We start from the raw sequence: 26,342 nt of genomic DNA, 5'->3' as shown, positions 1-26,342 counted from the left end.
GCTTTTTTTCACTAAATAAAAAACACAGAAAAGCAAGAAATTGGTATAATTTACAAAAACTTTACACGCATAAAAATGGTCAGTTTTTTGACCGCACTTTAGAGGTATTATGACATTACAATTCAATATGGTCGCGTTGCTATTGGTTTTCTTAATTGTTTTAGGTTTAATTAGCCAAAATAGCGCGATTACCATCTCAGCCGCCGTGCTGTTAATCATGCAGCAAACCTTATTATCCAAATACATTCCTATACTCGAACAATACGGTGTCAAAATCGGGATTATCATTTTAACGATTGGTGTCCTAGCTCCATTAGTGTCGGGAACAATCCAACTACCCGATCTCAGTTCATTTTTAAACTGGAAAATGGGTGTCTCTATTTTAACGGGAGTATTTGTCGCATGGCTTGCTGGTAAAGGCGTACCATTAATGAGTGAACAACCTGTTTTGGTGACAGGATTATTAATTGGTACGATTATTGGTGTGTCTTTCTTAGGCGGTATTCCGGTGGGACCTCTCATCGCCGCAGGGATTTTAGCGGTATTAATAGGAAAATTTTAAATGAAAAACAAATGGTTATTTATCGCGGGATTAAGCGGCTTTTTATGTGTGGCGATTGGTGCTTTTGCGGCACATGGATTAAGCAAGGTTTTAGAACCTAAAGAATTAGCCTGGATTGAAACGGGTGTGAAATATCAAATGTTCCACACTATTGCGATTTTAGCGATTGGCATTTTGCAATTATGCCGTGAATCATTGGTTGCAAACAAAATGGCTAATCTTTCTGCAGGGACTTGGGCGTGCGGCATTTTTCTTTTTAGTGGCAGCCTTTATGCGCTCGCACTTGGTGCGGGCAAATTCCTCGTTTGGGTGACACCCGTTGGTGGAACGTTATTTTTAATTGGTTGGCTTTGCTTGGCTTACGGTGGTTTTAAAAGTAAATCAGTATGAAGAACAAATCAGTCAAACGTGAATTAAATCTGATACAACAATCTCTCTTTTCGAAACTCAAGGATATCATGCTGGTGGATCAACGTCGTTTATCCGCCCGCATTCATGGTATTGGAAAAATTAAAAGCCAAGAGGCTCAACAAGCTGTTGCCGCAGAAATCCAGCTGCAGATTGAACAGGCTCAATTACGTGTAGAAAATCGTAAAAGTGCGGTGCAAAATCCCATCATTTTTCCAGAGAGTTTGCCCGTTAGCCAACGCAAAGCAGAAATTCAAAAACTGCTTTCTGAACATCAGGTCATTGTGGTGGCAGGGGAAACCGGTTCAGGTAAAACCACCCAATTGCCGAAAATGTGTTTGGAATTAGGTTTCGGCAATTTGGGTATGATTGGTCATACTCAACCACGCCGTATAGCCGCTCGTTCGGTGGCTGCACGTATTGCGGAAGAGCTGGAAACAGAACTTGGCGGTTTAGTTGGTTATAAGGTTCGTTTTAACGATCAAATCAGTGATGATACACAAATCAAATTGATGACTGACGGGATCCTGTTAGCAGAAATTCAAAACGATCGTTTTCTCAATCAATATTCTTGTTTGATTATCGATGAAGCCCACGAACGAAGCCTGAACAATGATTTTATTCTTGGTTATCTAAAACAGCTTTTACCACGTCGTCGTGATTTGAAACTTATCATCACTTCCGCGACCATTGATGTGGAACGTTTTTCCAAACATTTCAACAATGCCCCGATTATCGAAGTCTCAGGCAGAACCTATCCTGTTGAAGTGCGTTATCGTCCCGTAGTGGAAGAAGACGATCAAGATCAGCTACAAGGCATTCTTAATGCGGTGGATGAACTGCAAGCGGAAGGTCGGGGCGATATTTTGATCTTTATGAACGGTGAGCGAGAAATTCGTGATACCGCCGAAGCTTTACAAAAACAAAATCTAAAACACACGGAAATTCTACCGCTCTTTGCACGCTTGTCTGCTCAAGAACAAAATAAAATTTTCCATCCGAGCGGATTAAATCGCATCGTGTTGGCAACCAACGTCGCAGAAACCTCATTGACCGTGCCGAGCATTAAATATGTGATTGACCCAGGTACTGCGCGAATTTCCCGTTATAGCTATCGCACCAAAGTACAACGTTTACCGATTGAACCCATTTCACAGGCTTCTGCGAATCAGCGTAAAGGTCGTTGTGGTCGTGTAAGTGAAGGGATTTGTATTCGTTTATATTCGGAAGAGGATTTTAATTCTCGTCCAGAGTTTACCGATCCTGAAATTCTACGCACCAATTTAGCCTCTGTTATTTTGCAAATGACGGCATTGGGTTTGGATGATATTGAAGCGTTCCCGTTTGTTGATGCACCAGATAAACGCCATATTCAAGATGGGATAAAACTGTTGGAAGAATTGGGGGCGTTTGAAATGGTTCGCACCAAATCAGGCGAGAAACGTCAATTAACGGCAGTAGGGCGTCAATTATCACAACTCCCTGTGGATCCACGTTTGGCGAAGATGTTGCTGAGTGCTGTCTCACAAGGTGCGTTGCATGAAGTGATGATTATTGTCGCTGCTTTATCTATTCAAGATCCGCGCGAGCGCCCACAAGAAAAACAGCAAGCTTCCGATGAAAAACATCGTCGTTTTGCCGATAAAAAATCAGATTTCTTGGCATTCTTAAATCTTTGGCATTATCTACAAGAACAACAAAAAGAATTGAGTAAAAACCAATTCCGTCGTCAATGCCAAAAGGATTTCTTAAATTATTTACGCATTCGCGAATGGCAGGATATTTATCATCAAATTCGTTTAACCGTGCGTGAAATGGGCTTGCCGATTAATTCTGAAAAAGCAGAATATCAGCAAATTCATACCGCACTTTTAAGCGGCTTGCTTTCTCATATCGGCTTAAAAGAGGTGGAAAAACAACAATATCTTGGCGCGCGTAATGCCCATTTTGCGATTTTCCCCAATTCTGTGCTTTTCAAAAAACAACCGAAATGGGTGATGGCGGCAGAGTTAGTGGAAACCTCCAAACTTTGGGGGCGTATGGTGGCGGAAATCGAGCCAGAATGGATTGAGCCACTTGCCGAGCATTTAATTAAAAAATCCTATTCCGAACCACGTTGGTCGAAATCCCGTGGTGCCGTGATTGCTGATGAAAAAGTCACGCTTTACGGTGTGCCGATTGTGGCTGCGCGACCAGTGAATTACGGTTCTATTGATCCGACGATAAGCCGCGAGCTCTTTATTCAATCAGCCTTAGTGGAAGGGGATTGGAATACCAAACATAAATTCTTCAAAGAAAATCAACGACTCGTTCGAGAAGTAGAGAAGTTGGAACACAAAAGCCGCCGCCGCGATATTTTGGTGGATGACCGTACGCTTTTTGAATTTTACGATCAGCGTATTGGTACGGAAGTGGTTTCCCAAAAACATTTTGATACCTGGTGGAAAAAAGCGCAGCAAAAAGATCCTGAATTGCTTAATTTTGAACGCTCATTCTTGATTAATGATGATGCGGAACAGGTGAGCAAGCTGGATTTCCCGAATTTCTGGCATCAAGGCAATTTGAAACTCAAACTGACGTATCAATTTGAACCGGGTACCGATGCAGACGGCGTGACGGTTCATATTCCGTTGCCATTGCTCAATCAAGTGGAAATGACCGGCTTTGATTGGCAAATTCCAGGTTTGCGTGAAGAATTGGTGATTGCGCTGATTAAATCTCTGCCGAAATCTTATCGTCGTAACTTCGTGCCCGCACCTAATTATGCTCAAGCTTTTTTAAGTCGTGCCGTACCGTTGGAAAAGCCATTATTGGATACGCTAATTTATGAATTACGTCGTATGACGGGCGTTACCGTAGAAGCGGAACATTGGAATTGGGAACAAATTCCAAGCTATTTGAAAATGACTTTCCGTGTGGTGGATGAAAACGGCAAGAAAATTGCCGAATCCATGAATTTGGATGAGCTGAAATTCAACTTAAAAGATCGTGTGCAGGAAAGTATTTCTGCTGTGGCAGATGATGGCATTGAGCAAAGCGGGCTGCATATTTGGAGTTTTGCAGATTTACCACAATGCTACGAACAAAAACAACGTGGTTTTAGCGTCAAAGCGTTTCCAGCCATCGTAGATGAAAAAGATGCTGTAGGTATTAAACTATTTGAAACAGAGTTTGAGCAAGCGGTGGCGATGCAACAAGGTTTACGCCGTTTGTTATTGCTCAATGTGCCGTCACCAATTAAATATCTGCATGAAAAATTGCCGAATAAGGCTAAATTAGGTCTGTATTTTACCCCGTTCGGTCGTGTGTTGGATTTGATTGACGACTGTATTGCTTGTGCCGTGGATAAACTGATTGCTGATTTTGGCGGGTTTGTATGGGATGAAGCAGGCTTTGAAAAATTGCGTGATTTCGTTCGAGAAAACCTTAACGGAGTGACCGTGGATATTGCGCAGAAAGTGGAGCAAATCCTCTCTCTCAATCATGCCTTAAATCAACGTTTAAAAGGTAAAATGGATTTCACCATGGCTTTTGCCTTTTCTGATATTAAGGCGCAATTAAGCGGACTGATTTATCCCGGTTTTGTGCAAAAGAGCGGTTATGATCGCCTACCGGATTTACAGCGTTATCTGCAAGCCGTTGATAAACGCATTGATAAGTTGGCTCAAGATGTAAACCGTGATCGTGCCGCGATGCTACGCGTGGAACAAGTGCAACAAGCTTACCAACAATTGCTGGCTAAACTACCGAAATCTAAACCAATTTCCGATGAAGTGGCAGAAATTCGCTATATGATTGAGGAATTACGTGTGAGTTTATTTGCACAGCAGTTAGGCACGAAGTATCAGGTGTCGGATAAGCGGATTTTGAATTTGATTAAAGCTGTGCATGTTGTATAGTATAAAGTATATAGTTTTGGTAATCTAAATAAGAATTACTTATTGTAGATGTTAGGAGGATGTATGGATTTTACAGAAATTGAAATCGCAAAATTATTTGGTTCAGAAGCAGCAGAAAGTGAGGATCCTGATCGTTTAAAAGAATATTATGTGAAGAGTAATATATATTCACAGGTTATTACTGATCTTCCTCTTAGAATATTGGTTGGACATAAAGGAACTGGTAAATCAGCATTATTTCAAGTTGCTATACAAGAGGAATTATCAAAAAAAAGGCTTGCAATCTTAATAAAACCAGATGATATTGCTGATTTAGAGATAAGTGATGATGGACCTTTAAAGTTGATTCGAAGCTGGAAGGTTGGAATAACGGAGATTATTGCGAAGAAGATTTTAGTTTCATTTGGGAAATTATCAGAATTAAAAGATTGGAAAGATAGATTAAAAGATTATGGAGGAAGATTATTTGATTTTATTTCATCATCTAATTTATTACTAAATAGTGAAAATTTAGCAGAAATAAAAAGAGTTATTCTTGAAAACTATCTAAGTGATGGTAGGATTTCGATTTATTTAGATGATTTAGATAGAGGATGGCAGGGTAGAGAAAATGATATACGAAGAATATCTGCATTATTAAATGCGGTTAGAGATTTATCAACAGAAAATAGAAATATGTTCTTTAGAGTTAGCTTACGTTCTGATGTATATTATCTATCAAGAACATCAGATGAGTCTACGGATAAAACCGAAGGGGCTGTTATATGGAACACATGGTCTAACCATGAAATTCTAGTATTATTAGTTAAACGTATTGAAAGCTATTTTGGTCGCCCTATAAATGAAAATGAGTTAATAAAACAACATCAATCTATAATGCTGATGAATTACTTACAACCAGTAATAGAAGATAGATTCACAGGGAGAGGGCATTGGGAAAATGCTCCGATGTATAGGGTACTTATGTCTTTAATTAGAAAAAGACCTAGAGATTTAGTAAAACTGCTAACTTTAGCAGCTAGACGTGCAAATATTGATAAGGCAACTAAAATATCAACTAGACATTTAGAAGGTGTTTTTGAAGAGTATTCTCAAGGGAGATTACAGGATACTATTAACGAATATCGTTCAGAACTTCCTGACTTAGAAAGATTAATTCTTAATATGAAACCTTCTAAGAAGCAGAAAAAGACCTCGGAGTCATATGTATATACAACAGACGAGCTTCTGAAAAAAATAAAAACTATTGAATCGCAAGGGGCATTTTTTTGGCAAAATAAAAGTAAGGCTGACACAAAAGGGTTAGCTGCATTTCTATATAAAATTAATTTTATTACGGCTAGAAAGAAAACAGAAAATGGTATAGACCGAAAATATTTCGAGGAGAATAGATATTTATCAAATAAATTTGCAGATTTTGGCTATGAGTGGGAAATTCATCCTGCTTATAGATGGGCTCTGCAACCAGATAATTTATTTGATATATTTAAAGAAGTAGAATTGAGTAGTGATTAGTATTTTCTCTATAATGGTTCAAGCGTCCAAATGTGGGCGCTTGAACCATCGTTCTGTTTTTAAAAAGCGCGGTTGTTTTCTCAAACGTTTTTTAACTGCAAAAATTCCATCAAAACCGACCGAACTTTCTCCCCAAAACTCTTTTGTGATCTATCTCAAATTTTCGTATTGAACTGATTTACAACTGCCAATTCAATTGCTAATTAGCAACACAAATGGGCGTCAATCCAGCGTCTTAACCATTCCAATGTTACAAGCCTCTAACTTAGGTCGAGGTTTATCACCGGTTTCTGGTGTGGTTGTAGCGGTATCCGATATGGGAAAAATCTCACCATTTGAAATTGTAAAACGTATGTCTGTCCCTATGTTGGTTGGTTTTATTTGTGTGATTATTGGCACAGAAATCTTTGTTTCCGTTGCCGCCTAATTTGATAGGTAAAAAAGAAGGGCTGATAGTGAATATCAGCCATTTTGTTTTGAGTTAAGTGCGGTCAATTTTCTCGCTGTTTCTGATTTTATGCATTTGATGATTTTCAAAGGCTTTCACCAAATCTGCGACTTTTTCGCCTTCTGGTAAAACCAAATCTTGTGCGATATCATAGAGTGGCACAATCACAAATTCGCGATTTTTCATATCGTAATGAGGCACCGTTAAGCGTTCATTTTGAATGATTTGATCACCATAAAGCAGAATATCCAAATCCAGTGTACGCTCACCCCAGCGACGTAAACGTACGCGACCTTGTTCATTTTCGATACGTTGCAATTCATCGAGCAAGGCTAAAGGTGGGCGAGTGGTTTCGATCATCGCCACCGCATTCACATAATCAGGTTGATCCTGCGGACCTAATGGTTTGCTTTGATAAAATCCACTGACCGATTTTAATTCGGTATTAGGTAGTGCAGAAATTGCCTCTAATGCCGAATTTAATTGTTCTGTAGGCGTATTTAAATTGCTGCCAAGGGCGATATACACTTGAACCATTAGTTAGCCGCCTTAGGTTTACGTCTACGATAATATTTTTTCTTCGGTGCAGGATGCAATTTTTGTTGCTCTTGAACTAGTTGGCGACGTTGTTCTTGATTGCTAAGTTGGTACTCATGCCACCATTTTGCGAGTTCAACGGTTTCACCGCCTTCCACTTCAGCACGCATCGCCAATAAATCAAAGGCTGCACGGAATTTTTGATGTTCCATCGTGCGAGCAGGGTGAGAACCCGTGCGTTTAAGCAATTGTAATTGCAACATCCAAATATCACGAATAACGGATGTATGACGACGAGGTGCGGCTAATGATCGGCATAATTGATCAAGCACTTCATTTGCCGCAAGGGCATAGGCATCGTGATTGTTTAAGCCACCTTCATTTTTCAGCACATCCACTTTTTCGCGTAATGGATACCAGAAGAATGCCGCAAATAAAAAGGCTGGATTAATACGTAATTTGTCGGCAATACGTTCATCGGTTGAATTTAACGAGGTTAAAATCATGCGTTCCGCAAGGCTGTCTTCTTTTTCGGTGAAATAAGGCGTTAAGCTTGGGAAAAGCTGTTCAAATAAGCCATATTGGCGAAGTAATTTATAAGTTTTTACGCCATTGCCAGACTGCAATAATTTTAAGCTTTCATCGAATAAACGCGCCGGTGGAATATTTTTCAGCAATGGTGCAAGCTCACGAATTGGCTGTTCACTTGGTTTTTCCAAGAACATATCCAATTTCGCCATAAAGCGCACAGAGCGTAGCATACGAACTGGATCTTCTTGATAACGGGTAACGGGATCGCCAATCAGACGTAATTTTCCGTTTTTCAGATCATCAATCCCGTTGAAATAATCACGCAATGTATTATCTTGCGGATTGTAGTAAAGCGCGTTTACAGTAAAGTCACGGCGTTCAGCATCTTGTTCAATGGTGCCATACACGTTATCACGCAGTAACATTCCTTCATCGCTTTGTTTGGCTTGATTTTCGCTGCGCGCATCCGAATGGTTGGCACGGAATGTGGCTACTTCTATCACATCGCGACCAAACATAATATGCGCAAGGCGGAAACGACGACCGACTAAACGGCACTGACGTTGGAATACCGCTTGAATTTGGTCTGGACGAGCGTTTGTTGCCACATCAAAATCTTTTGGATGTTTACCTAATAATAAATCACGCAAACAGCCCCCTACGATATAAGCCTCATAACCTTGGCGTTGCAATTTTTCTACCACAGTAATGGCATTACGACTAAACATACGTGGATTAATGCCGAAATGAGAGGCTTTCACGCTATGTTTGTCGTAACGAGACACTTGAGTGTTGGTTTTTTTATGGTGAGAAGAGGACGGGGCGATCTTGGGTTGTGAACGCTCTGTTTTTGAAACGTTAGATTTTTTGCTTTTTGGCTCCGTTTTTGGAACGGGCGAATTTATATTGGTTTCGGTTTCTTTTTTAGTTTTTTTACCAAATAAATTTTTTATATAAGTAAGAATAATTTACTCCATTCTCTATGTTCAATACGCATTTGATAAAAACACGAAAAGTGCGGTTGTTTTTGACCGCACTTTTTTGTTGGGTTACTTAAATAAATTAACCTGCGACTTGTTTTTCACGAATTTCAGCAAGAGTTTTGCAATCGATACAAAGATCAGCAGTAGGGCGTGCTTCTAAACGACGAATGCCAATTTCTTCGCCACAAGAATCACAATAACCGAAATCATCGGTATCTAATTTTTTCAATGTGTATTCAATCTTTTTCATTAATTTACGTTCACGATCGCGGTTACGTAATTCAAGACTGAATTCTTCTTCTTGCGTCGCACGGTCAGCCGGATCAGGGAAGTTTGATGCTTCATCTTGCATGTGAGCAACTGTTCTTGATGCTTCTTCCACAATTTGCTCGTGCCACGCAGTTAAAATTTTTTTGAAATGAAGAATTTGATCTTCATTCATATATTCTTCACCTTTTTTAGGTTGATAAGGCTTAACACCAGCCAAATCCAGCAAACTTAGAGAGGCCTTAGACATAGATAACTCCTAATTATGTTACAGACTTTTTATGACATCCTGTCTTGTTTTAGTTTGTTCAGAGCAACTAAAAATAGCTGACATTAGAACCCTGTTATTTTAAGGGCGATATAAATAGCAGAACTTCACCTATTTAGCAAATAAATTTAGTCTAGAAATTTCAAATTTGCGATCGTGATCGCAAAAAACGACATATTCATTTGCGTATCTACAAGCTTAAGGTTAGCTTGCCTTATTTTTCGCTATAAATAACACTTAAAATGAAAATCACGCTATTTCAACTGTGCATGATGTTTATTGTTTCTGCCTTATCCTTGCTTGTAGTACCTGATTTTTTACTGTTTACCTGGCAACGAGCAGGGCTGGGCATTTTATTGCTGGTTATGACCACACTTTGTTCCCATTGGTTCAATTATTTTAAAGCTAGAAATTTTTGCATGAGCGGTATCTTGTTTTTGCTTACTTTGGCTTATGCGCATTCACCTGCTTTATCGTTATTGGGACAAGCAGAGAAAATTTCAAGTTTACCAAATAAAATCACCTTAGATCTTTATATCTCAGAAATTCTTCATCAACAAGATTATCAAACGTTGGTTGCAAGAACGTCATTATTTGATGGGAAAGAACAACAGATTTTTATTAATTGGAAAGCGCCGGAAAAGCCACAAGTAGGTGAAATTTGGCGGGCTGATGTAAAACTTCGACCTATTTCTGCAAGACTTAATCATGGGGGATTTGATCGACAGCAATGGTATTTTTCCAAAAGGATTATTGCCGTTGGAAATGTGAAAAGTGCGGTCAAAATGAGCGAAGATTTTTCTTACCGCACACATTTTCTACAGACTAGCCTCAATCAGACAGAGGGGCTTTCTTTGCAAGGCTTGCTTATTGCATTGGCATTTGGTGAGCGGGCTTGGTTAGATAATAAAACATGGCTGATTTACCAACAAACGAATACGGCACATTTGATTGCCATTTCAGGGCTCCATATTGGTTTAGCAATGGGAATAGGCTTTTTCTTTGCTCGATTCTTGCAACTCGCACTGCCTACACGCTTTATTTCACCCTGGTTTCCACTTTGCTTTGGTGTGTTGATTGCTTTAGGTTATGCCTATTTAGCCGGATTTAGTTTACCGACCTTCCGTGCAATGATGGCATTGCTTTTTATTGCAATCCTTCAATTTTCGCGACGATATTACACGCCTTCGAAAATGCTTTGTTTGGTCGTGGCATTTCTGCTTTTTTGTGATCCACTTATGCCACTTTCGGTTAGCTTTTGGCTTTCAGTTGGTGCTGTTACCTGCCTGATTGTATGGTACCGATATGTTCCCTTATCAATAATCGAGTGGCAACATCAAAAATTATCCCGCAAAGTGCGGTGGATTTTGGGCTTGTTTCATTTGCAGTTAGGGTTGCTGATTTTATTCACGCCTATTCAGCTTTTCTTTTTTAATGGGATGGCGTTAAATGGATTCTTGGCGAATTTAATTACGGTGCCCTTGTATAGTTTCTTACTTGTGCCATTGATTCTCTTTGCGGTGTTAACGAATGGCGCATTTTCTTCTTGGCATTTTTCAAATGCGATTGCTCAAGGTATTACACAATGCCTCAGTTTTTTCCAAGGCTCGTATATGCCGATTTCGATTAATTTATCCCTCATTCTGACCGCACTTTTAAGCCTTGTTTTTGGCGGAATGTTAGGTGGATTGTATTTTTTGTCTCAAGCTCAAACAAAAAATATACCGTTAAAATCAAGTCGATTTTTCACATTAAACAGCACAAAAATCTTATCGTCAGAAGCTTATAAACAAGCTCTTTTAGGTGTTATTCTTATTTCTAGTTTTTGTATTGGTACTCTTGGGTATCGATATATCACGAAACCCAAATGGCAGTTAGATACGTTAGATGTGGGACAAGGTTTAGCAACCTTAATTGTAAAAGAAGGGAAAGGCGTGTTGTATGATACGGGGCCCGCTTGGCAGAGTGGAATAGGTGGCTCTTCTATGGCGGAATTAGAAATATTGCCTTATCTTCAACGGGAAGGGATTGAACTTGAAACCTTGATTTTAAGCCATGATGATAATGACCATTCAGGCGGTGCTAAAACGATTTTAACCGCATACTCAGAGATTGAGCTGATTACACCTTCTCGCAAAAGCTATGGCGAAATGCACCGCACTTTTTGTCTTCAGGGGAAACAATGGCAGTGGCGAGGACTTGATTTTAAAATTCTTTCACCAATGCAAATTACAGACAGGGCGGAAAATCCGCAATCTTGCGTAATTTTACTAACGGATGGGCAGTATCAGATCCTTTTAACTGGTGATGCTGATGTGGCGACAGAAAGATCTTTTGCTGAAAACCTCGGCAAGATTAACGTGTTACAGGTGGGGCATCATGGTAGTAAAACTTCAACAGGCGAGTTTTTACTGGGACAGACAAAACCGGATATAGCCTTAATTTCAAGTGGACGATGGAATGCGTGGAATTTTCCTCATCCAACCGTGATTGAACGGTTAAATCGTTATCAAAGTGCGGTCGAAAATACCGCTATTTCAGGTCATATAAGGTTAAATTTTACTGAAAAGGGCATTGAAATTGAAAAAGCGAGAGGAGATTTTTCACCTTGGTTTGCCCGTGTAATTGGATTATCCCCGAAATAACAGGTACAATGCAGCCAATTTTTTTAAGATAATTGATGTAAGAATAAGCTATGCAAGATAAAGATTTCTCAACCACACAAACTTTTAAGCGTTTATGGCCGATGATTTCACCGTTTAAATCAGGCTTATTAGTCGCCGCTTTTGCTTTAATTTTTAATGCTTTGGCAGATTCAGGTTTGATTTATATGCTTAAGCCTTTGCTTGATGATGGTTTCGGAAAAGCCGATCATTCTTTCTTGAAAATGATGGCATTTGTTGTCGTTGGTATGATTATATTGCGTGGGGTGACCAACTTTGTCTCTACTTATTGCTTGGCGTGGGTATCCGGTAAAGTAGTGATGATTATGCGCCGCCGTTTGTTTAAACATTTAATGTTTATGCCAGTGAGCTTCTTTGATCGTAATTCAACAGGTAAATTGCTTTCTCGTATTACCTACGATTCAGAAATGATAGCGAACTCTTCATCTAGTTCATTAGTGACGATTGTTCGCGAAGGAGCCTATTTAATTTCGTTGCTTGTTGTGATGTTCTATACTAGTTGGGAATTAACACTTGTACTTTTCGTGATTGGGCCGATTATTGCAGTGCTGATTCGCATGGTATCTAAGATTTTCCGTAAGCTTAGTAAAAACATGCAAGATTCCATGGGGGAATTGACCTCTGCAACGGAACAAATGCTAAAAGGGCATAAAGTGGTGCTGTCTTTTGGTGGACAATTAGTTGAAGAAGAGCGTTTCGATAAAGTCAGTAACGATATGCGTCGCAAAGGTATGAAGATGGTGACTGCTGATGCGATTTCAGATCCAGTTGTGCAAGTAATTGCTTCTTTGGCGTTGGCAGCAGTGCTTTACTTAGCAACGACACCATTAATTGCTGATGATAATTTAACTGCGGGTTCTTTCACGGTGGTCTTTTCTTCCATGTTAGCGATGATGCGTCCGTTAAAATCTTTGACGAATGTGAACTCACAGTTCCAACGTGGCATGGCAGCGTGTCAGACATTATTTGCCATCTTAGATTTGGAAACAGAGAAAGATAATGGCACGTATAAAGCAGAACCTGCAAAAGGTGATTTAGAATTTAAAAACGTGAGTTTTGCTTATGAGGGTAAAGAAGAGAAAGCCTTAAATAATATCTCTTTTTATGTGCCTGCAGGCAAAACTGTGGCATTAGTCGGACGTTCAGGTTCGGGGAAATCAACGATTGCTAATTTGGTGACGCGTTTCTACGATATTGACGAAGGCGAGATTTTATTAGATGGTGTGAGAATTCAAGATTATCGTTTATCTAATTTACGTGAGAATTGTTCTGTCGTTTCTCAACAAGTGCATTTATTTAACGATACGATTGCCAATAATATTGCTTACGCGGCAGAAGATAAATACACGCGTGAGCAAATTATTGAAGCAGCAAAAGCAGCTTATGCCCTTGAATTTATCGAGAAACTTCCACAAGGCTTTGATACCGTTATTGGTGAAAATGGGGCAACTCTTTCAGGTGGCCAACGTCAGCGTTTAGCGATTGCTCGTGCATTACTACGTAATTCACCGGTCTTAATTTTAGATGAAGCTACATCGGCATTAGATACAGAATCTGAACGAGCGATTCAGTCAGCATTAGAAGAACTGAAAAAAGATCGTACAGTATTGGTGATTGCACATCGTTTATCAACCATTGAAAATGCCGATGAAATCTTAGTCATTGAGCACGGTGAAATTAAAGAACGTGGTACGCATCAAGATTTGTTAGCGCTTGATGGCGCGTATAAACAATTACACAGTATGCAGTTTAGCGGATAAAATAATAAGGGCGAACCAATGTGTTCGCCCAAAATCAATATAGGATAAATGAAATGCCTTTTTGGTACTCTAATTCAAAGCTTGCTTGGTTGCTTCTTCCTTTTTCACTGCTATTTTGGTTGATTAGCCAAATTCGCCTAGCACTATTTTCCCTGAATATCTTATCCTCTTATAAATCTCCAAAACCGGTCATTATTGTCGGTAATCTTTCTGTGGGCGGAAATGGTAAAACGCCTGTTGTGGTGTGGTTAGTTGAAGAGTTGCAAAAACAAGGATTGCGTGTAGGTGTGATTTCTCGTGGCTATGGTAGCCAATCTAAAACCTATCCTTTACTTGTTACGCCTGAAACCGATCCCGTTCAAGGGGGCGATGAACCTGTTTTAATTGCCAAAAGAACAGGTGTGCCTGTGGTGATTTCACCGAATCGTCAGCAAGCTATCGAATTACTTTTGAAAACACAGGATTGCGATCTGATTATTTCGGATGATGGATTACAACATTATAAGTTGCAGCGTGATATTGAAATTGTGGTGATGGACGCAGAACGTGCTTTAGGGAACGGCTTTGTTTTGCCGGCAGGGCCTTTGCGTGAATTACCAAGTCGTTTAAAAAATGTGGACTTTGTGATTACCAATGGTGGAAAAAACGCTTATTCTGATGCGGTTATGACGCTCGTTCCTCACTATGCGATTAATTTAGTGACGGCTGAAAAACGCTTGTTAAGTGAATTTACTCAAGGTTCAGCCATCGCGGGAATTGGCAACCCCCAACGTTTTTTCATGATGTTGGAAAATTTAAATATTCGTTTAGCCAATACGAAAGCTTTTCAAGATCATCAACATTTTGAGCCACAATTATTAGAAAAACTCGCTGAAAATCAACCGCTCTTTATGACGGAAAAGGATGCCGTAAAATGCCACGCTTTTGCTAAAGAGAATTGGTGGTATGTTCCCGTTGATGCAGAGATTGTAGAGGCTGAAAATCAAGGCCAAAAACTTCCACAATTGTGGGAAAAAATTCGTCATTTGGTTTAACTTATTCGAGTGAAATATGCGTGAGAAACTCAATCCTCGATTATTAGAAGTGATCGCTTGCCCGCGATGTTTGGCAAGATTGAAATACGATCAAGAAAATCAACGGCTCATTTGCCCTTTTGAGCAAGTAGCGTATCCTATTGAAAACGGCGTGCCTGTATTGTTGGCAGAAAAAGCCGAAACATTGAAAGAATAAGGAATGATTATGTCATTTACAGTTATTATCCCTGCTCGTTTTGCATCGAGCCGCTTACCGGGTAAACCTCTAGCCGATATTGCCGGTAAGCCCATGATTCAGCATGTTTTTGAAAAAGCTCAGCAATCAGGCGCGAGCCGAGTGATTATTGCGACAGATAAGGAACAAGTTGAAAAGGCCGCAAAAGCTTTTGGGGCAGAAGTTTGCATGACATCAGAAGCGCATAATTCTGGTACGGAACGTTTAGCAGAAGTCGTGAGTAAACTCGGAATTGCTGATGATGAAATTATTGTAAACATCCAAGGGGATGAACCGTTAATCCCCCCCGTTATTGTGAGTCAAGTAGCAGAAAATTTAGCGAAATTTAATGTGAATATGGCGACACTTGCGGTAAAAATTCATGAAGCGGAAGAGTTATTTAATCCAAATGCCGTGAAAGTCGTCACAGATAAAGATGGCTACGTTTTATATTTCTCTCGTTCAGTGATTCCTTACGATCGTGATCAATTTATGCAATTGGAGGATACCTCAAAGGCACAACTGGCCGATGCGTATCTTCGTCATATCGGTATTTATGCTTACCGTGCAGGCTTTATTAAGCAATATGTGCAATGGGCACCAACACAATTAGAAAACTTAGAGAAGTTAGAGCAACTCCGTGTATTATGGTACGGTGAGCGTATTCACGTGGAGTTAGCTAAAGAAGTGCCTGCTGTTGGTGTAGATACGGCTGAAGATTTAGAAAAAGTGCGGTCAATTTTGGCGTAGTTTTTACTGATGTTTGATTCCAAGAAGTTTCTCTCAGACGTTTCTCATGAACCTGGTGTTTATCGTATGTATGACGATAAAGATCAGGTTATTTATGTGGGCAAAGCGAAAGATCTCAAAAAGCGACTCTCCAGCTATTTCCGCAAAAACTTAAGCAGCAAAAAAACAGAAGCGTTGGTGTCGTCAATTCATCATATTGATACGACGATTACTTCTTCTGAAACAGAAGCGTTATTGCTTGAGCATAATTTCATTAAGCTTTATCAACCTCGTTATAACGTATTATTGCGAGATGATAAATCCTATCCTTTTATTTTATTGACGAAAGAACGTCATCCTCGTATTACTTCTTATCGCGGAACGAAAAAAATTGCAGGTGAGTATTTCGGGCCTTATCCTCATGCAGGTGCAGTGCGTGAAACCTTGTCGTTAATGCAAAAATTATTCCCTGTTCGTCAATGTGAAAATTCGGTTTATAACAATCGTTCCCGCCCTTGTTTGCAATATCAAATCGGGCGTTGTTGTGCACCTTGTGTGCCAGGTTATGTGACTGATGAGGAATATAACCAACAAGTTGAATTAGCGCGATTATTTTTGCAAGGGAAAGATCAGCAAGTATTAGATTATCTCATTGGTAAAATGGAACAAGCGAGCCGAGACTTAGATTTTGAAGGTGCGGCACGTTATCGTGATCAAATTCAAGTGGTTCGTGCAGTCATCGAAAAACAATTCGTATCCAATGAGCGTTTGGACGACATGGATATTATGTCTATTGCGTATCAGCACGGTTTAGCTTGTGTTCAAGTGATGTTTATTCGTCAAGGTAAAGTATTAGGCAATCGCAGTTATTTTCCTAAAGTACCCGCTAACACTGATTTATCTGAATTAACCGCAACATTTGTTGGGCAGTTTTATTTGCAAGGTCATCAGGGCAGAAGTATCCCGAATAGTATTATTGTGGATCATAAACTAGATGAAAAAGCGGAACTTGAGGCCTTATTAACTGAACAAGCCGGTCGAAAAGTGGTGATACAAGAATCCGCTAAAGGCGATAAAGGTAAATATCTACAACTAGCACAGATTAATGCTAAAGCGGCTTTAGCGACTCAACTTAAACAATCTTCTCGAATGCACGAACGTTATCAAGCACTTTGTGAATTACTCGATATGCCTGAAATTAAACGTATGGAATGTTTTGATATTAGTCATACGATGGGGAATCAAACGGTTGCATCTTGCGTGGTATTTAACCAAGAAGGTCCACTGAAATCAGATTATCGCCGTTTTAATATTGAAGGTATTACGGGTGGTGATGACTATGCAGCGATGGAGCAAGCCTTAAAGAAACGTTACGATCGCGATCTTGATGAAGATAAAATCCCCGATATTATTTTTATTGATGGTGGTAAAGGGCAGCTTAATCGTGCCTTAGAGGTTTTTCATCACCTCAACGTAAAATGGGATAAAAATCGACCGCACTTAATTGGTGTAGCAAAAGGTGTGGATCGTCGAGCAGGACAAGAGGTGTTGATTATCAGCAAACAAGATCGTGAGATTCACTTGCCGGATGATAGCCTTGCACTGCATTTAATCCAACATATTCGAGATGAAAGCCATAATCATGCAATTAGCGGCCATCGTCAAAAACGCCAAAAAGCCTTTACCCAAAGTGGATTGGAAACCATTGAAGGGGTGGGCGCTAAACGACGCCAAGCCTTATTGAAATATTTAGGTGGATTACAAGGTGTGAAAAATGCTACGTTGGATGAAATCGCCTCAGTACCCGGTATTTCTAAAGCCTTAGCAGAAAAGATTTTCGAGACCTTAAAAAGTTAGGAAAAATCTTGATTTTCTACGCGAACTGTCTATGATTCAACCTTTCGGATTTTATATAGGAACATATTATGTTTGAATGGCTTGTTGATCCTGAAGCATGGATTTCATTGCTTACTTTGACCGCACTTGAAATCGTTTTGGGTATCGATAACATTATTTTTATTAGTATTTTAGTGGGACGTTTACCCGCAAATCAACGCCAATCTGGTCGTATTATCGCTCTTGGGTTAGCGATGATTACTCGTATTTTACTTCTTGTTTCACTTTCTTGGATGATGAAATTAACGGAGCCGTTATTTACTTTAGTCGGTCAGGAAATTTCAGGCCGTGATTTGATTTTATTCCTTGGGGGCTTATTCCTGATTGTAAAAAGTATAGGTGAAATCAAAGAAGCGATGCATCCTGAATCACATCATGAAGAAGAAACGAACAAGAAGAAAGTCAGTTACTTGGGCGTGTTAATCCAAATTGCTGTTTTAGATATTGTGTTTTCTTTAGACTCCGTGATTACGGCAGTAGGTATGGCAAACCATCTTCCAGTGATGATTTTAGCGATTATGCTTGCGGTTGGTGTCATGATGTTTGCGGCGAAACCAATTGGTGATTTTGTAGATACTCATCCAACATTGAAGATTTTAGCCTTAGCCTTCTTAATTTTAGTGGGCATAAGTTTAATTGCGGAAAGCTTAGATATTCATATTCCGAAAGGCTACATTTACTTTGCGATGGGCTTCTCTGCAGTGGTGGAAATGCTCAACATTAAGATGCGAAAAGCACTAGGACATTAATTATATAAAAAGGGCGGAACAATGTGTTCCGCCTTTTTTAGTGATGATAGAAAACCCCTTTCCCGTATAAATACAGTGTGACGTGTTCTCCAATTTGGTAATGATTAATGAGATCTTCATTAAGATTAAATTCATAACCGCCAACATCAATACAAAGATTAATGGCGCGTCCTCTCGATTCAATCCGTTTAATCTCACCTTTAAAAGACGCTGTCGGATCTTGGATTTTTTTTGCAAGAGAGAATTGCTCAGGGCGGAATAAAACCTTCCCTTGCGTATGACCATTTCCTTTATTTTCTACAGCAACCTCACCTAATTGACAGATCGCGATGGCATCATTTTTTAACGTTGCAGGGAAAATAATACTTTCTCCGATAAATGTTGCGATGGATAAATGCTGCGGTGACCAATACAGTGTTTTAGGTGTCGCAATTTGGAGGATTCTTCCTTCTTGAATCACAGCAATTTTGTCTGAATAACAGAGTGCTTCATCACGATCATGAGTCACAAATATGGCGGATGAATCACTTTCTCTTAATACCTGTAACATATCGTAACGAATTTGATTTCTTAGATGCTCATCTAATGCACTGAATGGCTCATCAAACAGGATGAGTTCTGGGTTTGGTGCGAGAGCTCGAGCAAGTGCAACACGCTGTTGTTGCCCGCCTGAAAGTTGATGGGGAAAACGATCAGCTAAGCTGCTAATACCAGTTAGTTTCATCACTTCCTGTATGCGTTGTTTTTCCTCTTCGGTTTTTCCTTTACCATCGCCTAAGCCATAAGCAATGTTGTGGTAAACATTTAAATGAGGGAATAACACGCCTTCTTGTACCACATAGCCTAATTTGCGTTGCTGAGTTGGCACATTGATATTGTCGTTAAAAATAGGTTGATTCTTTAACCAAATCTCACCGCTTGTAGGTTGTTCAAAACCAGCAATACTACGCAATAAGGTGGTTTTTCCACAACCGGATGCACCGAGAAGAAACAGAATTTCACCTTTCTCTAATTGCAGAGAGATATTGTGTAGAACCTGGTGCCCATTAAAGGATTTATTCAAATTTTTAATGTCGAGTAATGTTGTCATTTTTATCTTCTCGTTATTTAAAACCGTATCGTTTCAGTAAAAATACAGGAATGCCTGAAAATAGCACTAACATAATGGCATAAGGCGTTGCTGCCGCATATTGTGCATCAGAGGTATATTCCCACACCGCGGTTGAAAGTGTTTTAATGTCATTTGGTGTCAGCAATAGGGTTGCAGTGAGCTCTTTCATTAAGTTTAAGAACACTAAAGCAAACGCAGCGGCAATCCCTGGTAACATGGCCGGAATGACTAAGGTACGGAAAATATAAAAGTTACTGCGACCTAAGCTTTGTCCTACCTTTTCAATGTTACTAGACATTTGTTCAAGCGAGCTACGCAAGGTCGTTTGCGCCATTGGAAGATAAAGCATAAAGTAGGCGACGACAACCATGGCAAAGGTTTGATAAAGCGAATACGCATAGTTGATGGTAAAGAAAACCAACGATAATGCGATAACAAGCCCTGGCACAGCGTGAAGTAGATAAGGGATTCGATCAAGCCAAATCGTCAATTTACTGCGATAGCGTACCGCGGCCCATACCAATGGTAGTGCACAAATAACGGTAAGTGTTGCCCCCAGTGTTGATATAGTCAGTGAATTTGTGAAGGCGGTAAAAAATTCCCCAAAATCGACCGCATTTTCAATGGAACTTCCCACGGTTAGCCAATAAATCAGCATAGTAATCGGCACACCAATACTGAGCATAAAAATGGTCGTGAAAAAGTTCACGGCTAAAATTTGTTTTCCTGCTGAGAGCGTTTTCAACGGATACGGACGTATTACACCTTTGCCGCTTTGATAGAGCGTTTGTGTGCCTCTAAAACGAATTTCACCCATCACCACAAGGATACAAATGACCATTAACACGCCAGAGAGTAAGGCGGCAGTGTTGTTATTAAAGGCCATTTCATATTCTTGGAAAATTGCTGTAGTGAAGGTTTGATAATTTAAAATAGAAACCGCACCAAAGTCTACCAACATATGAAGCGCAATTAATAATACGCTACTACCAATGGCGGGTTTGAGTTGCGGAAAAATCGCATGCCAAAATGTGTAAGCATGGCTTTTCGCCAGTGAAAGGCTCACTTCTTCTAAAGAGCGGTCGAGTCTTTTTAAGGTCGCCGCGACAGGGAGATAAGCAAGCGGGAAAGAACTCAGCGTCATAATGCCGATGGTTCCCCAGAAGCCTTCCACTCTGAAGGTGAGACTGATCCACGTAAAACAACTGACAAAAGCCGGAATACAAAGAGGGAGCGTCATGGCTACTTGGAAAAAGCCTTTTCCCCAAAAGCGATAACGTTCTAATAAAAATGCACATAGTGTGCCGAGAATAATGGCAAAAAGTGTAACAAATACCATTAAAAGTAGGGTGTTACTGAGCAATTCCCACATTCTTGGGCGCCAAAGTAATTCAATGCTGCGAGCCAATCCGACATCTGCAGCACGCTCAATAACATATAAAAAAGGGAGTAATAATGGCAAACTAATCAGCACGATTAAGGCTATAAGCCAGCGAGGTGGGCGATTAGACACAGAAAAATCCTTTAAAAAGTATAGAGTAAGTCGAGTAAATAACAGAAGGGCGTGTATTACACGCCCTATATTGCATAGTAAATTAAACTTATTTCAAACCAGCTTCTTCAATAAGTTTGTTTGCGTTGTCTTTGTCTTCAGAAGTGGTTGCTGAAACAACAGGCGCTTCTAATTTTGCATAAGGTTCCATGTTAAATGGAGAAACCACATCGGTACGAAGTGGGTATTCTGCACGTACTGAAACAAACGCTTGTTGTCCTTCTTTACTTGCTAAGAAATCAACGAATTTTTTCGCTTCTTCTTTATTTTTAGACCCTTTTAATACAGCAGCACCAGAATAAGTCACTAATGCACCAGGATCTTGATGACGAATAAAATAAAGACGTGTTTTGAGGTTTTCAGCACCTTTTTCTTTTGCCAGAGTATACCAGTAATAGTTGTTAATTAACGCTGCTGGTACTTCACCATTTTCAACCGCTTGAAGGGCAACACTGTTTTTCGCATAAAGTTTGCCGTTTTCTTTTAAGCCTTTTAACCATTTAAGAGCGGCATCTTTACCTTTTAATTTGGTAATCGCAACAACTTGCTCTAAGAATGCGCCTGAAGTTGGAACGTAACCAATTTTATCTTTCCATTTTGGTGTTGCATAATCTAACACGGATTTTTCCATGTCTTTTTCAGATAATTTAGTGTGATCGTAAACCACAACACGAGAACGACCGCTTAATGCGACCCAGTCTTTTTTCGGTGCAACAGGAACGCCCTTGTGTGCAGTTTGTTTAATAGTATCTGCAGAAAGCGGTTCTAATAAGCCCGCATCAGACAGGGCAGCGAAAGGTGCAGTTTGTTCAGAAAAGAATACGTCAGCAGGGGTTTTATCGCCCTCTTCTTTTAATTGACCTGCAAGTTGATCACTTTTAGCACTGTTTAAGGTCACTTTAATGCCCGTTGCTTTTGTAAATGCATCAGCAACAGCTTGAGAACCTTCTTTGTGCTGTCCATTGTAAACAGTAATATCTGCAGAAGCGAAGCCTGCAAATGCCATTAAGCCAGTAAGGGCGGCAATTTGAAAATGTTTAATTTTCATAAAAACTCCTTTATATTATCGGGGGAAGGGGAATATAGCTAATTCTCTGAAAACAAGAATTGTCCCATTCTAATATACTTAAAACAGATAATGCAAATAATTATCAAATATTTTTATTTATATCAAAATTTTATATTTCATGCTATTTTCTTACTTTGTTACTTATTAATCTTTTTACATAATGTAGAGCAAACATCTTGAGTAGGAATGGATATGAACATTCAGCAAATCATTAAACAACATCATCTAGAACTCTTATTCCAGCAAGGCACTTTTGGGATTGAAAAGGAAAGTCAACGGGTGCATTCGGATGGTTCAATAGTGACATCATCGCACCCCAAAGCCTTTGGTAATCGTCGTTTCCACCCTTACATTCAAACAGATTTTGCAGAAAGTCAGTTGGAATTGGTGACTCCCCCTATGAAAAAGTTAGAGGATACACTACGTTGGCTTTCAGCCATTCATGAAGTGACTTTGCGAACTTTACCGGAGGATGAATTTATTTTTCCTTTCAGTATGCCAGCAGGATTACCGCCAGAAGAACACATTAAGGTTGCACAATTAGATAATCAGGAAGATGTGGCTTATCGGGAGCATTTAGTCCAGTCTTATGGTAAATATAAGCAAATGGTCAGTGGTATTCATTACAATTTTCAAATTGACCCGAAGTTTATTGATGCTTTATTTCATGCGCAAAATGAAACACAAAGTGCGGTTGATTTTCAAAATGATTTTTACCTAAAAATAGCCAAAAACTTCTTACGCTATCAATGGATTCTGCTTTATCTGTTTTCTGCGACACCGACGGTAGAGGAAAAATATTTCAGAGGTCATTCCCCCCTTAAACCGCATCAATATGTGCGGAGTTTACGTTCAGGGAAATATGGTTATGTGAATGATCCGAAGATCCACGTCTCTTATGACAGTTTGCAAGAGTATGTTGAGACCTTAGAACACTGGGTGAAATCGGGTGATTTGATTGCGGAAAAAGAATTTTACTCAAGTGTACGCTTGCGTGGTGCTAAAAAAGCACGAGATTTACTTGAAAAAGGAATTCAATATTTAGAATTCCGTTTGTTTGATCTCAATCCGTTTGCACCTTACGGAATAGAACTTGCTGATGCGAAATTCATTCATTATTTTATTTTGTTAATGGCATGGCTTGAAGATACGGCTGATCAAGAGGGCGTAGAATTAGGTAAAGCACGTCTTGCAGAAGTAGCATGGGAAGACCCAAGACAGCAAAGTGTTTATGCGGTAGAAGGGGAATTAGTCCTCCTTGAAATGCTCAAAATGCTTGAGCAACTCAATGTAAGTGATGAGATTAAAACGATTGTTAAAGACAAATTAGGGCAATTTGCGGATCCAAGTCAAACGCTTTGTGCAAAAGTCGTCTCGGCAATTGAACAGGTCGGCAGTTACCAACAATTAGGGGCGGATATCGCGCAATCCAATAAAGCCAAAGCCTTTGAACGTTTTTATGCATTAAGTGCGTTTGATAATATGGAACTGTCAACACAGGCGTTATTGTTTGATGCAATCCAAAAAGGATTAAACATAGAGATTTTAGATGAACGCGATCAATTTATCAGTCTTCAATTTGGCGATCATTTGGAATATGTGAAAAACGGTAATATGACTTCTCACGATAGCTATATTTCCCCACTCATCATGGAAAATAAAGTGGTGACGAAGAAAGTGTTAGCGAAAGCAGGATTTAATGTACCGCAAAGCCTTGAGTTTACCGATGTGAAAAGTGCGGTCAAAAATTTCCCACTTTTTGAGAATCGAGCCGTCGTGATTAAGCCAAAATCAACGAATTTTGGTTTAGGGATCAGTATCTTCCAACAAGGTGTAACGAATAGAGAAGATTTTGCAAAAGCAGTAGAAATTGCTTTCCGTGAAGATAAAGAGATCATGGTTGAAGATTATCTACAAGGCACCGAATATCGTTTCTTTGTGTTGGGTGATCAAACCTTAGCCGTCTTATTACGCGTACCTGCAAATGTGATTGGAGATGGTGTACATACCGTTGGTGAATTAGTTGCCGCTAAAAATGATCATCCTTTACGGGGCGATGGCAGTCGTACACCATTGAAAAAAATTGCATTAGGGGATATTGAGCAGTTGCAGCTTAAGGAACAAGGCTTAACCGTAGATTCTATTCCTGCGAAAGATCAAGTTGTTCAATTACGTGCGAATTCCAATATTAGTACCGGCGGCGATTCTATTGATATGACGGATGAAATGCATGCCAGTTACAAAGAGATTGCGGTAGGGATTAGTAAAGCAATGGGGGCAGCAGTGTGTGGCGTGGATTTAATTATTCCTGACTTGAAAAAGCCAGCAGGGCCGAGTCTACGTTCGTGGGGCGTTATTGAGGCAAACTTTAATCCTATGATGATGATGCATATTTTTCCATTTAGTGGACAATCTCGACGATTGACAATGAATGTGATTAAGATGCTTTTCCCTGAATTGCCTTAATTTGGTTATCGGGCTTCATCAGTTGGTGAAGCCCGTTTTACATTCATCGTAATTAGGCTAAAATGGAGACAGTATTCACCATTCTAAAACGAAATTTAATGACAACTTTTACCCTCGAGCCTCAAGAAAATGATCGTCTGCAATCTCTTTGTGGTGCATTCGATGAAAATATCAAACTGATTGAAAAAGAATTTAACCTCAATATTTCTCGCAATAACTTCACTTTTACCGTGAAATCAAATGATGAAAATCCCAAATCTCACCATGAACAATTAATTGATCGTGCGGCTAAATTAATCCAAACATTATATGTGGAGACTGCACCAATTAAAGGGAAAGTGAAAGAACTTGATTTAGAAGATGTGCATATTGCCTTGCAAGAGAGCAGAATGTTATCGCAAGCGGGAAGTGAGTCACGTAGTGAAAATCACGTCTATAGCACCACAATTAAAACCAAGCGTGGTTTGATTAAACCGCGTGGTGAAAATCAAATTCAATATTTACATAATATTCTTACGCACGATATTAGTTTTGGGATTGGCCCCGCTGGTACAGGGAAAACCTTTTTAGCCGTAGCAGCGGCAGTTGAAGCATTAGAACGCCAAGAAATTCGTCGCATTTTGCTGACTCGTCCTGCGGTGGAAGCTGGCGAAAAATTAGGTTTCCTACCGGGTGATTTAGGCCAAAAAATTGAACCTTATTTACGACCACTTTATGATGCGTTATTTGAAATGTTAGGCTTCGAACGCGTACAAAAATTGATGGAGCGTAATGTGATTGAAATCGCGCCATTAGCTTATATGCGTGGGCGTACACTCAATGATAGCTTTATCATTCTAGATGAAAGCCAAAATACGACGGTCGAACAAATGAAAATGTTTTTGACCCGTATTGGTTTTAATTCTAAAGCCGTGATTACAGGGGATGTGACTCAAATCGATTTACCGCGCAGCACAAAATCGGGTTTACGCCACGCTATGGAAGTGTTAAGTAAAGTGTCAGAACTAAGCTTTAACTATTTTGAGAGTAAAGATATTGTACGACATCCTGTGGTGGCAAAAGTGGTGCAAGCTTACGAAGAATGGGAAGCCCAAGATGAAATTCGCCGTCAAGAAATCTCAGCGCAGCGTCGAGCTGAACGTGAGCAAAAAGTGCGGTCAGAAAATGAAACGTATTTAGGAGAATAGCATGGGCAATATGATTATTGATTTGCAACTGGCTTGTGAAAATACAGAAGGCTTGCCATCAGTAGCGCAAATTCAGCAATGGGCAACCGCCGCAGTGCAACCAGAAAGTGATAATGTTGAAATGACAGTACGCATTGTGGATGAAGCAGAAAGTCATGACTTGAATTTGACTTATCGTGGAAAAGATCGTCCAACCAATGTGTTGTCTTTCCCTTTTGAATGTCCTGACGAAGTGGAATTACCGCTGTTGGGTGATTTGGTAATTTGTCGCCAGGTAGTAGAACGCGAAGCTACCGAGCAAGAAAAGCCTTTAATGGCGCATTGGGCGCATATGATAGTGCATGGTAGCTTACATTTACTTGGTTACGATCACATTGAAGATGATGAAGCAGAAGAAATGGAAAGTTTAGAAACTGAAATTATGCAGAGTTTAGGTTTTGCAGATCCTTACCTTTCCGAAAAATAATGACGAT

At 39.7% G+C, this 26,342-nt stretch carries 20 protein-coding genes and 1 pseudogene; 15 read left to right on the top strand and 6 right to left on the bottom strand.

What is annotated here, in order from left to right; genetic code table 11:
- The first annotated feature begins 109 nt into the window (after positions 1-109).
- The 5 genes and pseudogenes from DPV95_RS09175 to dcuC form a co-directional block, all read left to right on the top strand.
- Positions 110-562 carry a DUF441 domain-containing protein gene (locus DPV95_RS09175; RefSeq protein WP_049366872.1) on the top strand — a complete coding sequence of 151 codons (453 nt, stop codon included), beginning with the start codon at positions 110-112 and terminating at the stop codon, positions 560-562.
- Complete coding sequence (locus tag DPV95_RS09170; RefSeq protein ID WP_049366870.1) at positions 563-952, top strand: DUF423 domain-containing protein; 390 nt, start codon at positions 563-565, stop codon at positions 950-952. It begins immediately after the preceding gene.
- Positions 949-4,869, top strand: coding sequence for an ATP-dependent RNA helicase HrpA (gene hrpA / locus DPV95_RS09165; RefSeq protein ID WP_111406977.1), 3,921 nt, complete (start codon positions 949-951; stop codon positions 4,867-4,869). The genes DPV95_RS09170 and hrpA overlap by 4 nt, the downstream gene beginning before the upstream one ends.
- 63 nt (positions 4,870-4,932) lie before the next feature.
- Positions 4,933-6,384, top strand: coding sequence for a P-loop ATPase, Sll1717 family (locus DPV95_RS09160; protein ID WP_005699916.1), 1,452 nt, complete (start codon positions 4,933-4,935; stop codon positions 6,382-6,384).
- A gap of 203 nt (positions 6,385-6,587) precedes the next feature.
- Positions 6,588-6,811, top strand: a pseudogene (dcuC, locus tag DPV95_RS09155) (anaerobic C4-dicarboxylate transporter DcuC); the annotation flags it as partial.
- A gap of 54 nt (positions 6,812-6,865) precedes the next feature.
- Here dcuC and folK read toward each other — a convergent pair.
- From folK to dksA, 3 genes are all read right to left on the bottom strand, one after another.
- Positions 6,866-7,369 (bottom strand): 2-amino-4-hydroxy-6-hydroxymethyldihydropteridine diphosphokinase, encoded by a 504-nt coding sequence (gene folK, locus DPV95_RS09150; RefSeq protein WP_005699912.1) that lies wholly within the window; start codon positions 7,367-7,369, stop codon positions 6,866-6,868.
- Complete coding sequence (gene pcnB, locus DPV95_RS09145; protein ID WP_080574131.1) at positions 7,369-8,727, bottom strand: polynucleotide adenylyltransferase PcnB; 1,359 nt, start codon at positions 8,725-8,727, stop codon at positions 7,369-7,371. Before pcnB ends, folK begins: the two co-directional genes overlap by 1 nt.
- A 235-nt stretch (positions 8,728-8,962) precedes the next feature.
- Positions 8,963-9,400, bottom strand: a complete 438-nt coding sequence (dksA, locus tag DPV95_RS09140; protein ID WP_005699926.1) for an RNA polymerase-binding protein DksA — start codon at positions 9,398-9,400, stop codon at positions 8,963-8,965.
- Positions 9,401-9,660: 260 nt separating this feature from the next.
- On the opposite strand from dksA, the gene DPV95_RS09135 reads away from it, so the two are divergent.
- The 7 genes from DPV95_RS09135 to DPV95_RS09105 all read left to right on the top strand — a co-directional run bounded on the left by DPV95_RS09135 (position 9,661) and on the right by DPV95_RS09105 (position 18,484).
- On the top strand, positions 9,661-12,063 hold the full coding sequence (locus tag DPV95_RS09135) for a DNA internalization-related competence protein ComEC/Rec2 (protein ID WP_111406976.1): 2,403 nt from the start codon (positions 9,661-9,663) through the stop codon (positions 12,061-12,063).
- Positions 12,064-12,113: 50 nt separating this feature from the next.
- Entirely contained in the window at positions 12,114-13,862 is a 1,749-nt protein-coding gene (gene msbA / locus DPV95_RS09130) for a lipid A ABC transporter ATP-binding protein/permease MsbA (RefSeq protein WP_005697209.1), read from the top strand.
- Between the two features lie 53 nt (positions 13,863-13,915).
- Positions 13,916-14,896: a tetraacyldisaccharide 4'-kinase gene (gene lpxK / locus DPV95_RS09125; RefSeq protein ID WP_032822464.1), complete on the top strand. Its 981-nt coding sequence runs from the start codon at positions 13,916-13,918 to the stop codon at positions 14,894-14,896.
- A gap of 16 nt (positions 14,897-14,912) precedes the next feature.
- A complete protein-coding gene (locus tag DPV95_RS09120; protein WP_005696424.1) occupies positions 14,913-15,092 on the top strand; it encodes a Trm112 family protein in 180 nt (59 codons plus the stop codon).
- Positions 15,093-15,101: 9 nt separating this feature from the next.
- Positions 15,102-15,860, top strand: a complete 759-nt coding sequence (gene kdsB, locus DPV95_RS09115) for a 3-deoxy-manno-octulosonate cytidylyltransferase (RefSeq protein WP_049366859.1) — start codon at positions 15,102-15,104, stop codon at positions 15,858-15,860.
- Between the two features lie 9 nt (positions 15,861-15,869).
- Positions 15,870-17,696: an excinuclease ABC subunit UvrC gene (uvrC, locus tag DPV95_RS09110; protein WP_049366858.1), complete on the top strand. Its 1,827-nt coding sequence runs from the start codon at positions 15,870-15,872 to the stop codon at positions 17,694-17,696.
- A gap of 68 nt (positions 17,697-17,764) precedes the next feature.
- Positions 17,765-18,484 (top strand): TerC family protein, encoded by a 720-nt coding sequence (locus tag DPV95_RS09105; protein ID WP_005697199.1) that lies wholly within the window; start codon positions 17,765-17,767, stop codon positions 18,482-18,484.
- A 37-nt stretch (positions 18,485-18,521) separates the two neighbouring features.
- On the opposite strand, the gene DPV95_RS09100 is transcribed toward DPV95_RS09105, so the two are convergent.
- The 3 genes from DPV95_RS09100 to DPV95_RS09090 form a co-directional block, all read right to left on the bottom strand.
- Positions 18,522-19,574: an ABC transporter ATP-binding protein gene (locus DPV95_RS09100; protein WP_005697201.1), complete on the bottom strand. Its 1,053-nt coding sequence runs from the start codon at positions 19,572-19,574 to the stop codon at positions 18,522-18,524.
- 13 nt (positions 19,575-19,587) lie between these two features.
- On the bottom strand, positions 19,588-21,108 hold the full coding sequence (locus tag DPV95_RS09095; protein ID WP_049366856.1) for an ABC transporter permease: 1,521 nt from the start codon (positions 21,106-21,108) through the stop codon (positions 19,588-19,590).
- 88 nt (positions 21,109-21,196) lie between these two features.
- Positions 21,197-22,195, bottom strand: a complete 999-nt coding sequence (locus DPV95_RS09090) for an iron ABC transporter substrate-binding protein (RefSeq protein ID WP_005697230.1) — start codon at positions 22,193-22,195, stop codon at positions 21,197-21,199.
- Between the two features lie 213 nt (positions 22,196-22,408).
- On the opposite strand from DPV95_RS09090, the gene gshAB reads away from it, so the two are divergent.
- The 3 genes from gshAB to ybeY all read left to right on the top strand — a co-directional run bounded on the left by gshAB (position 22,409) and on the right by ybeY (position 26,335).
- On the top strand, positions 22,409-24,682 hold the full coding sequence (gene gshAB, locus DPV95_RS09085) for a bifunctional glutamate--cysteine ligase GshA/glutathione synthetase GshB (RefSeq protein ID WP_049366854.1): 2,274 nt from the start codon (positions 22,409-22,411) through the stop codon (positions 24,680-24,682).
- Positions 24,683-24,780: 98 nt separating this feature from the next.
- Positions 24,781-25,869 carry a PhoH family protein gene (locus DPV95_RS09080; RefSeq protein ID WP_049366853.1) on the top strand — a complete coding sequence of 363 codons (1,089 nt, stop codon included), beginning with the start codon at positions 24,781-24,783 and terminating at the stop codon, positions 25,867-25,869.
- A gap of 1 nt (position 25,870) precedes the next feature.
- Positions 25,871-26,335, top strand: coding sequence for an rRNA maturation RNase YbeY (ybeY, locus tag DPV95_RS09075; RefSeq protein WP_049366851.1), 465 nt, complete (start codon positions 25,871-25,873; stop codon positions 26,333-26,335).
- Positions 26,336-26,342 lie beyond the last annotated feature (7 nt).

It is taken from the genome of Haemophilus parainfluenzae, assembly GCF_003252755.1.
GTDB classification, from domain to species: domain Bacteria; phylum Pseudomonadota; class Gammaproteobacteria; order Enterobacterales; family Pasteurellaceae; genus Haemophilus_D; species Haemophilus_D parainfluenzae_N.
The sequence above is the reverse complement of the archived record's forward strand: the minus strand, read 5'-3'. Positions and strand labels throughout refer to the sequence as shown.

Bases quoted from the DNA above. Each gene is read 5' to 3' on its own strand.
- DPV95_RS09175 (WP_049366872.1), top strand. From the start codon at position 110: ATGACATTACAATTCAATATGGTCGCGTTGCTATTGGTTTTCTTAATT.
- DPV95_RS09170 (WP_049366870.1), top strand. From the start codon at position 563: ATGAAAAACAAATGGTTATTTATCGCGGGATTAAGCGGCTTTTTATGT.
- hrpA (WP_111406977.1), top strand. From the start codon at position 949: ATGAAGAACAAATCAGTCAAACGTGAATTAAATCTGATACAACAATCT.
- DPV95_RS09160 (WP_005699916.1), top strand. From the start codon at position 4,933: ATGGATTTTACAGAAATTGAAATCGCAAAATTATTTGGTTCAGAAGCA.
- folK (WP_005699912.1), bottom strand. From the start codon at position 7,369: ATGGTTCAAGTGTATATCGCCCTTGGCAGCAATTTAAATACGCCTACA.
- dksA (WP_005699926.1), bottom strand. From the start codon at position 9,400: ATGTCTAAGGCCTCTCTAAGTTTGCTGGATTTGGCTGGTGTTAAGCCT.
- DPV95_RS09135 (WP_111406976.1), top strand. From the start codon at position 9,661: ATGAAAATCACGCTATTTCAACTGTGCATGATGTTTATTGTTTCTGCC.
- msbA (WP_005697209.1), top strand. From the start codon at position 12,114: ATGCAAGATAAAGATTTCTCAACCACACAAACTTTTAAGCGTTTATGG.
- lpxK (WP_032822464.1), top strand. From the start codon at position 13,916: ATGCCTTTTTGGTACTCTAATTCAAAGCTTGCTTGGTTGCTTCTTCCT.
- DPV95_RS09120 (WP_005696424.1), top strand. From the start codon at position 14,913: ATGCGTGAGAAACTCAATCCTCGATTATTAGAAGTGATCGCTTGCCCG.
- kdsB (WP_049366859.1), top strand. From the start codon at position 15,102: ATGTCATTTACAGTTATTATCCCTGCTCGTTTTGCATCGAGCCGCTTA.
- uvrC (WP_049366858.1), top strand. From the start codon at position 15,870: ATGTTTGATTCCAAGAAGTTTCTCTCAGACGTTTCTCATGAACCTGGT.
- DPV95_RS09105 (WP_005697199.1), top strand. From the start codon at position 17,765: ATGTTTGAATGGCTTGTTGATCCTGAAGCATGGATTTCATTGCTTACT.
- DPV95_RS09100 (WP_005697201.1), bottom strand. From the start codon at position 19,574: ATGACAACATTACTCGACATTAAAAATTTGAATAAATCCTTTAATGGG.
- DPV95_RS09090 (WP_005697230.1), bottom strand. From the start codon at position 22,195: ATGAAAATTAAACATTTTCAAATTGCCGCCCTTACTGGCTTAATGGCA.
- gshAB (WP_049366854.1), top strand. From the start codon at position 22,409: ATGAACATTCAGCAAATCATTAAACAACATCATCTAGAACTCTTATTC.
- DPV95_RS09080 (WP_049366853.1), top strand. From the start codon at position 24,781: ATGACAACTTTTACCCTCGAGCCTCAAGAAAATGATCGTCTGCAATCT.
- ybeY (WP_049366851.1), top strand. From the start codon at position 25,871: ATGGGCAATATGATTATTGATTTGCAACTGGCTTGTGAAAATACAGAA.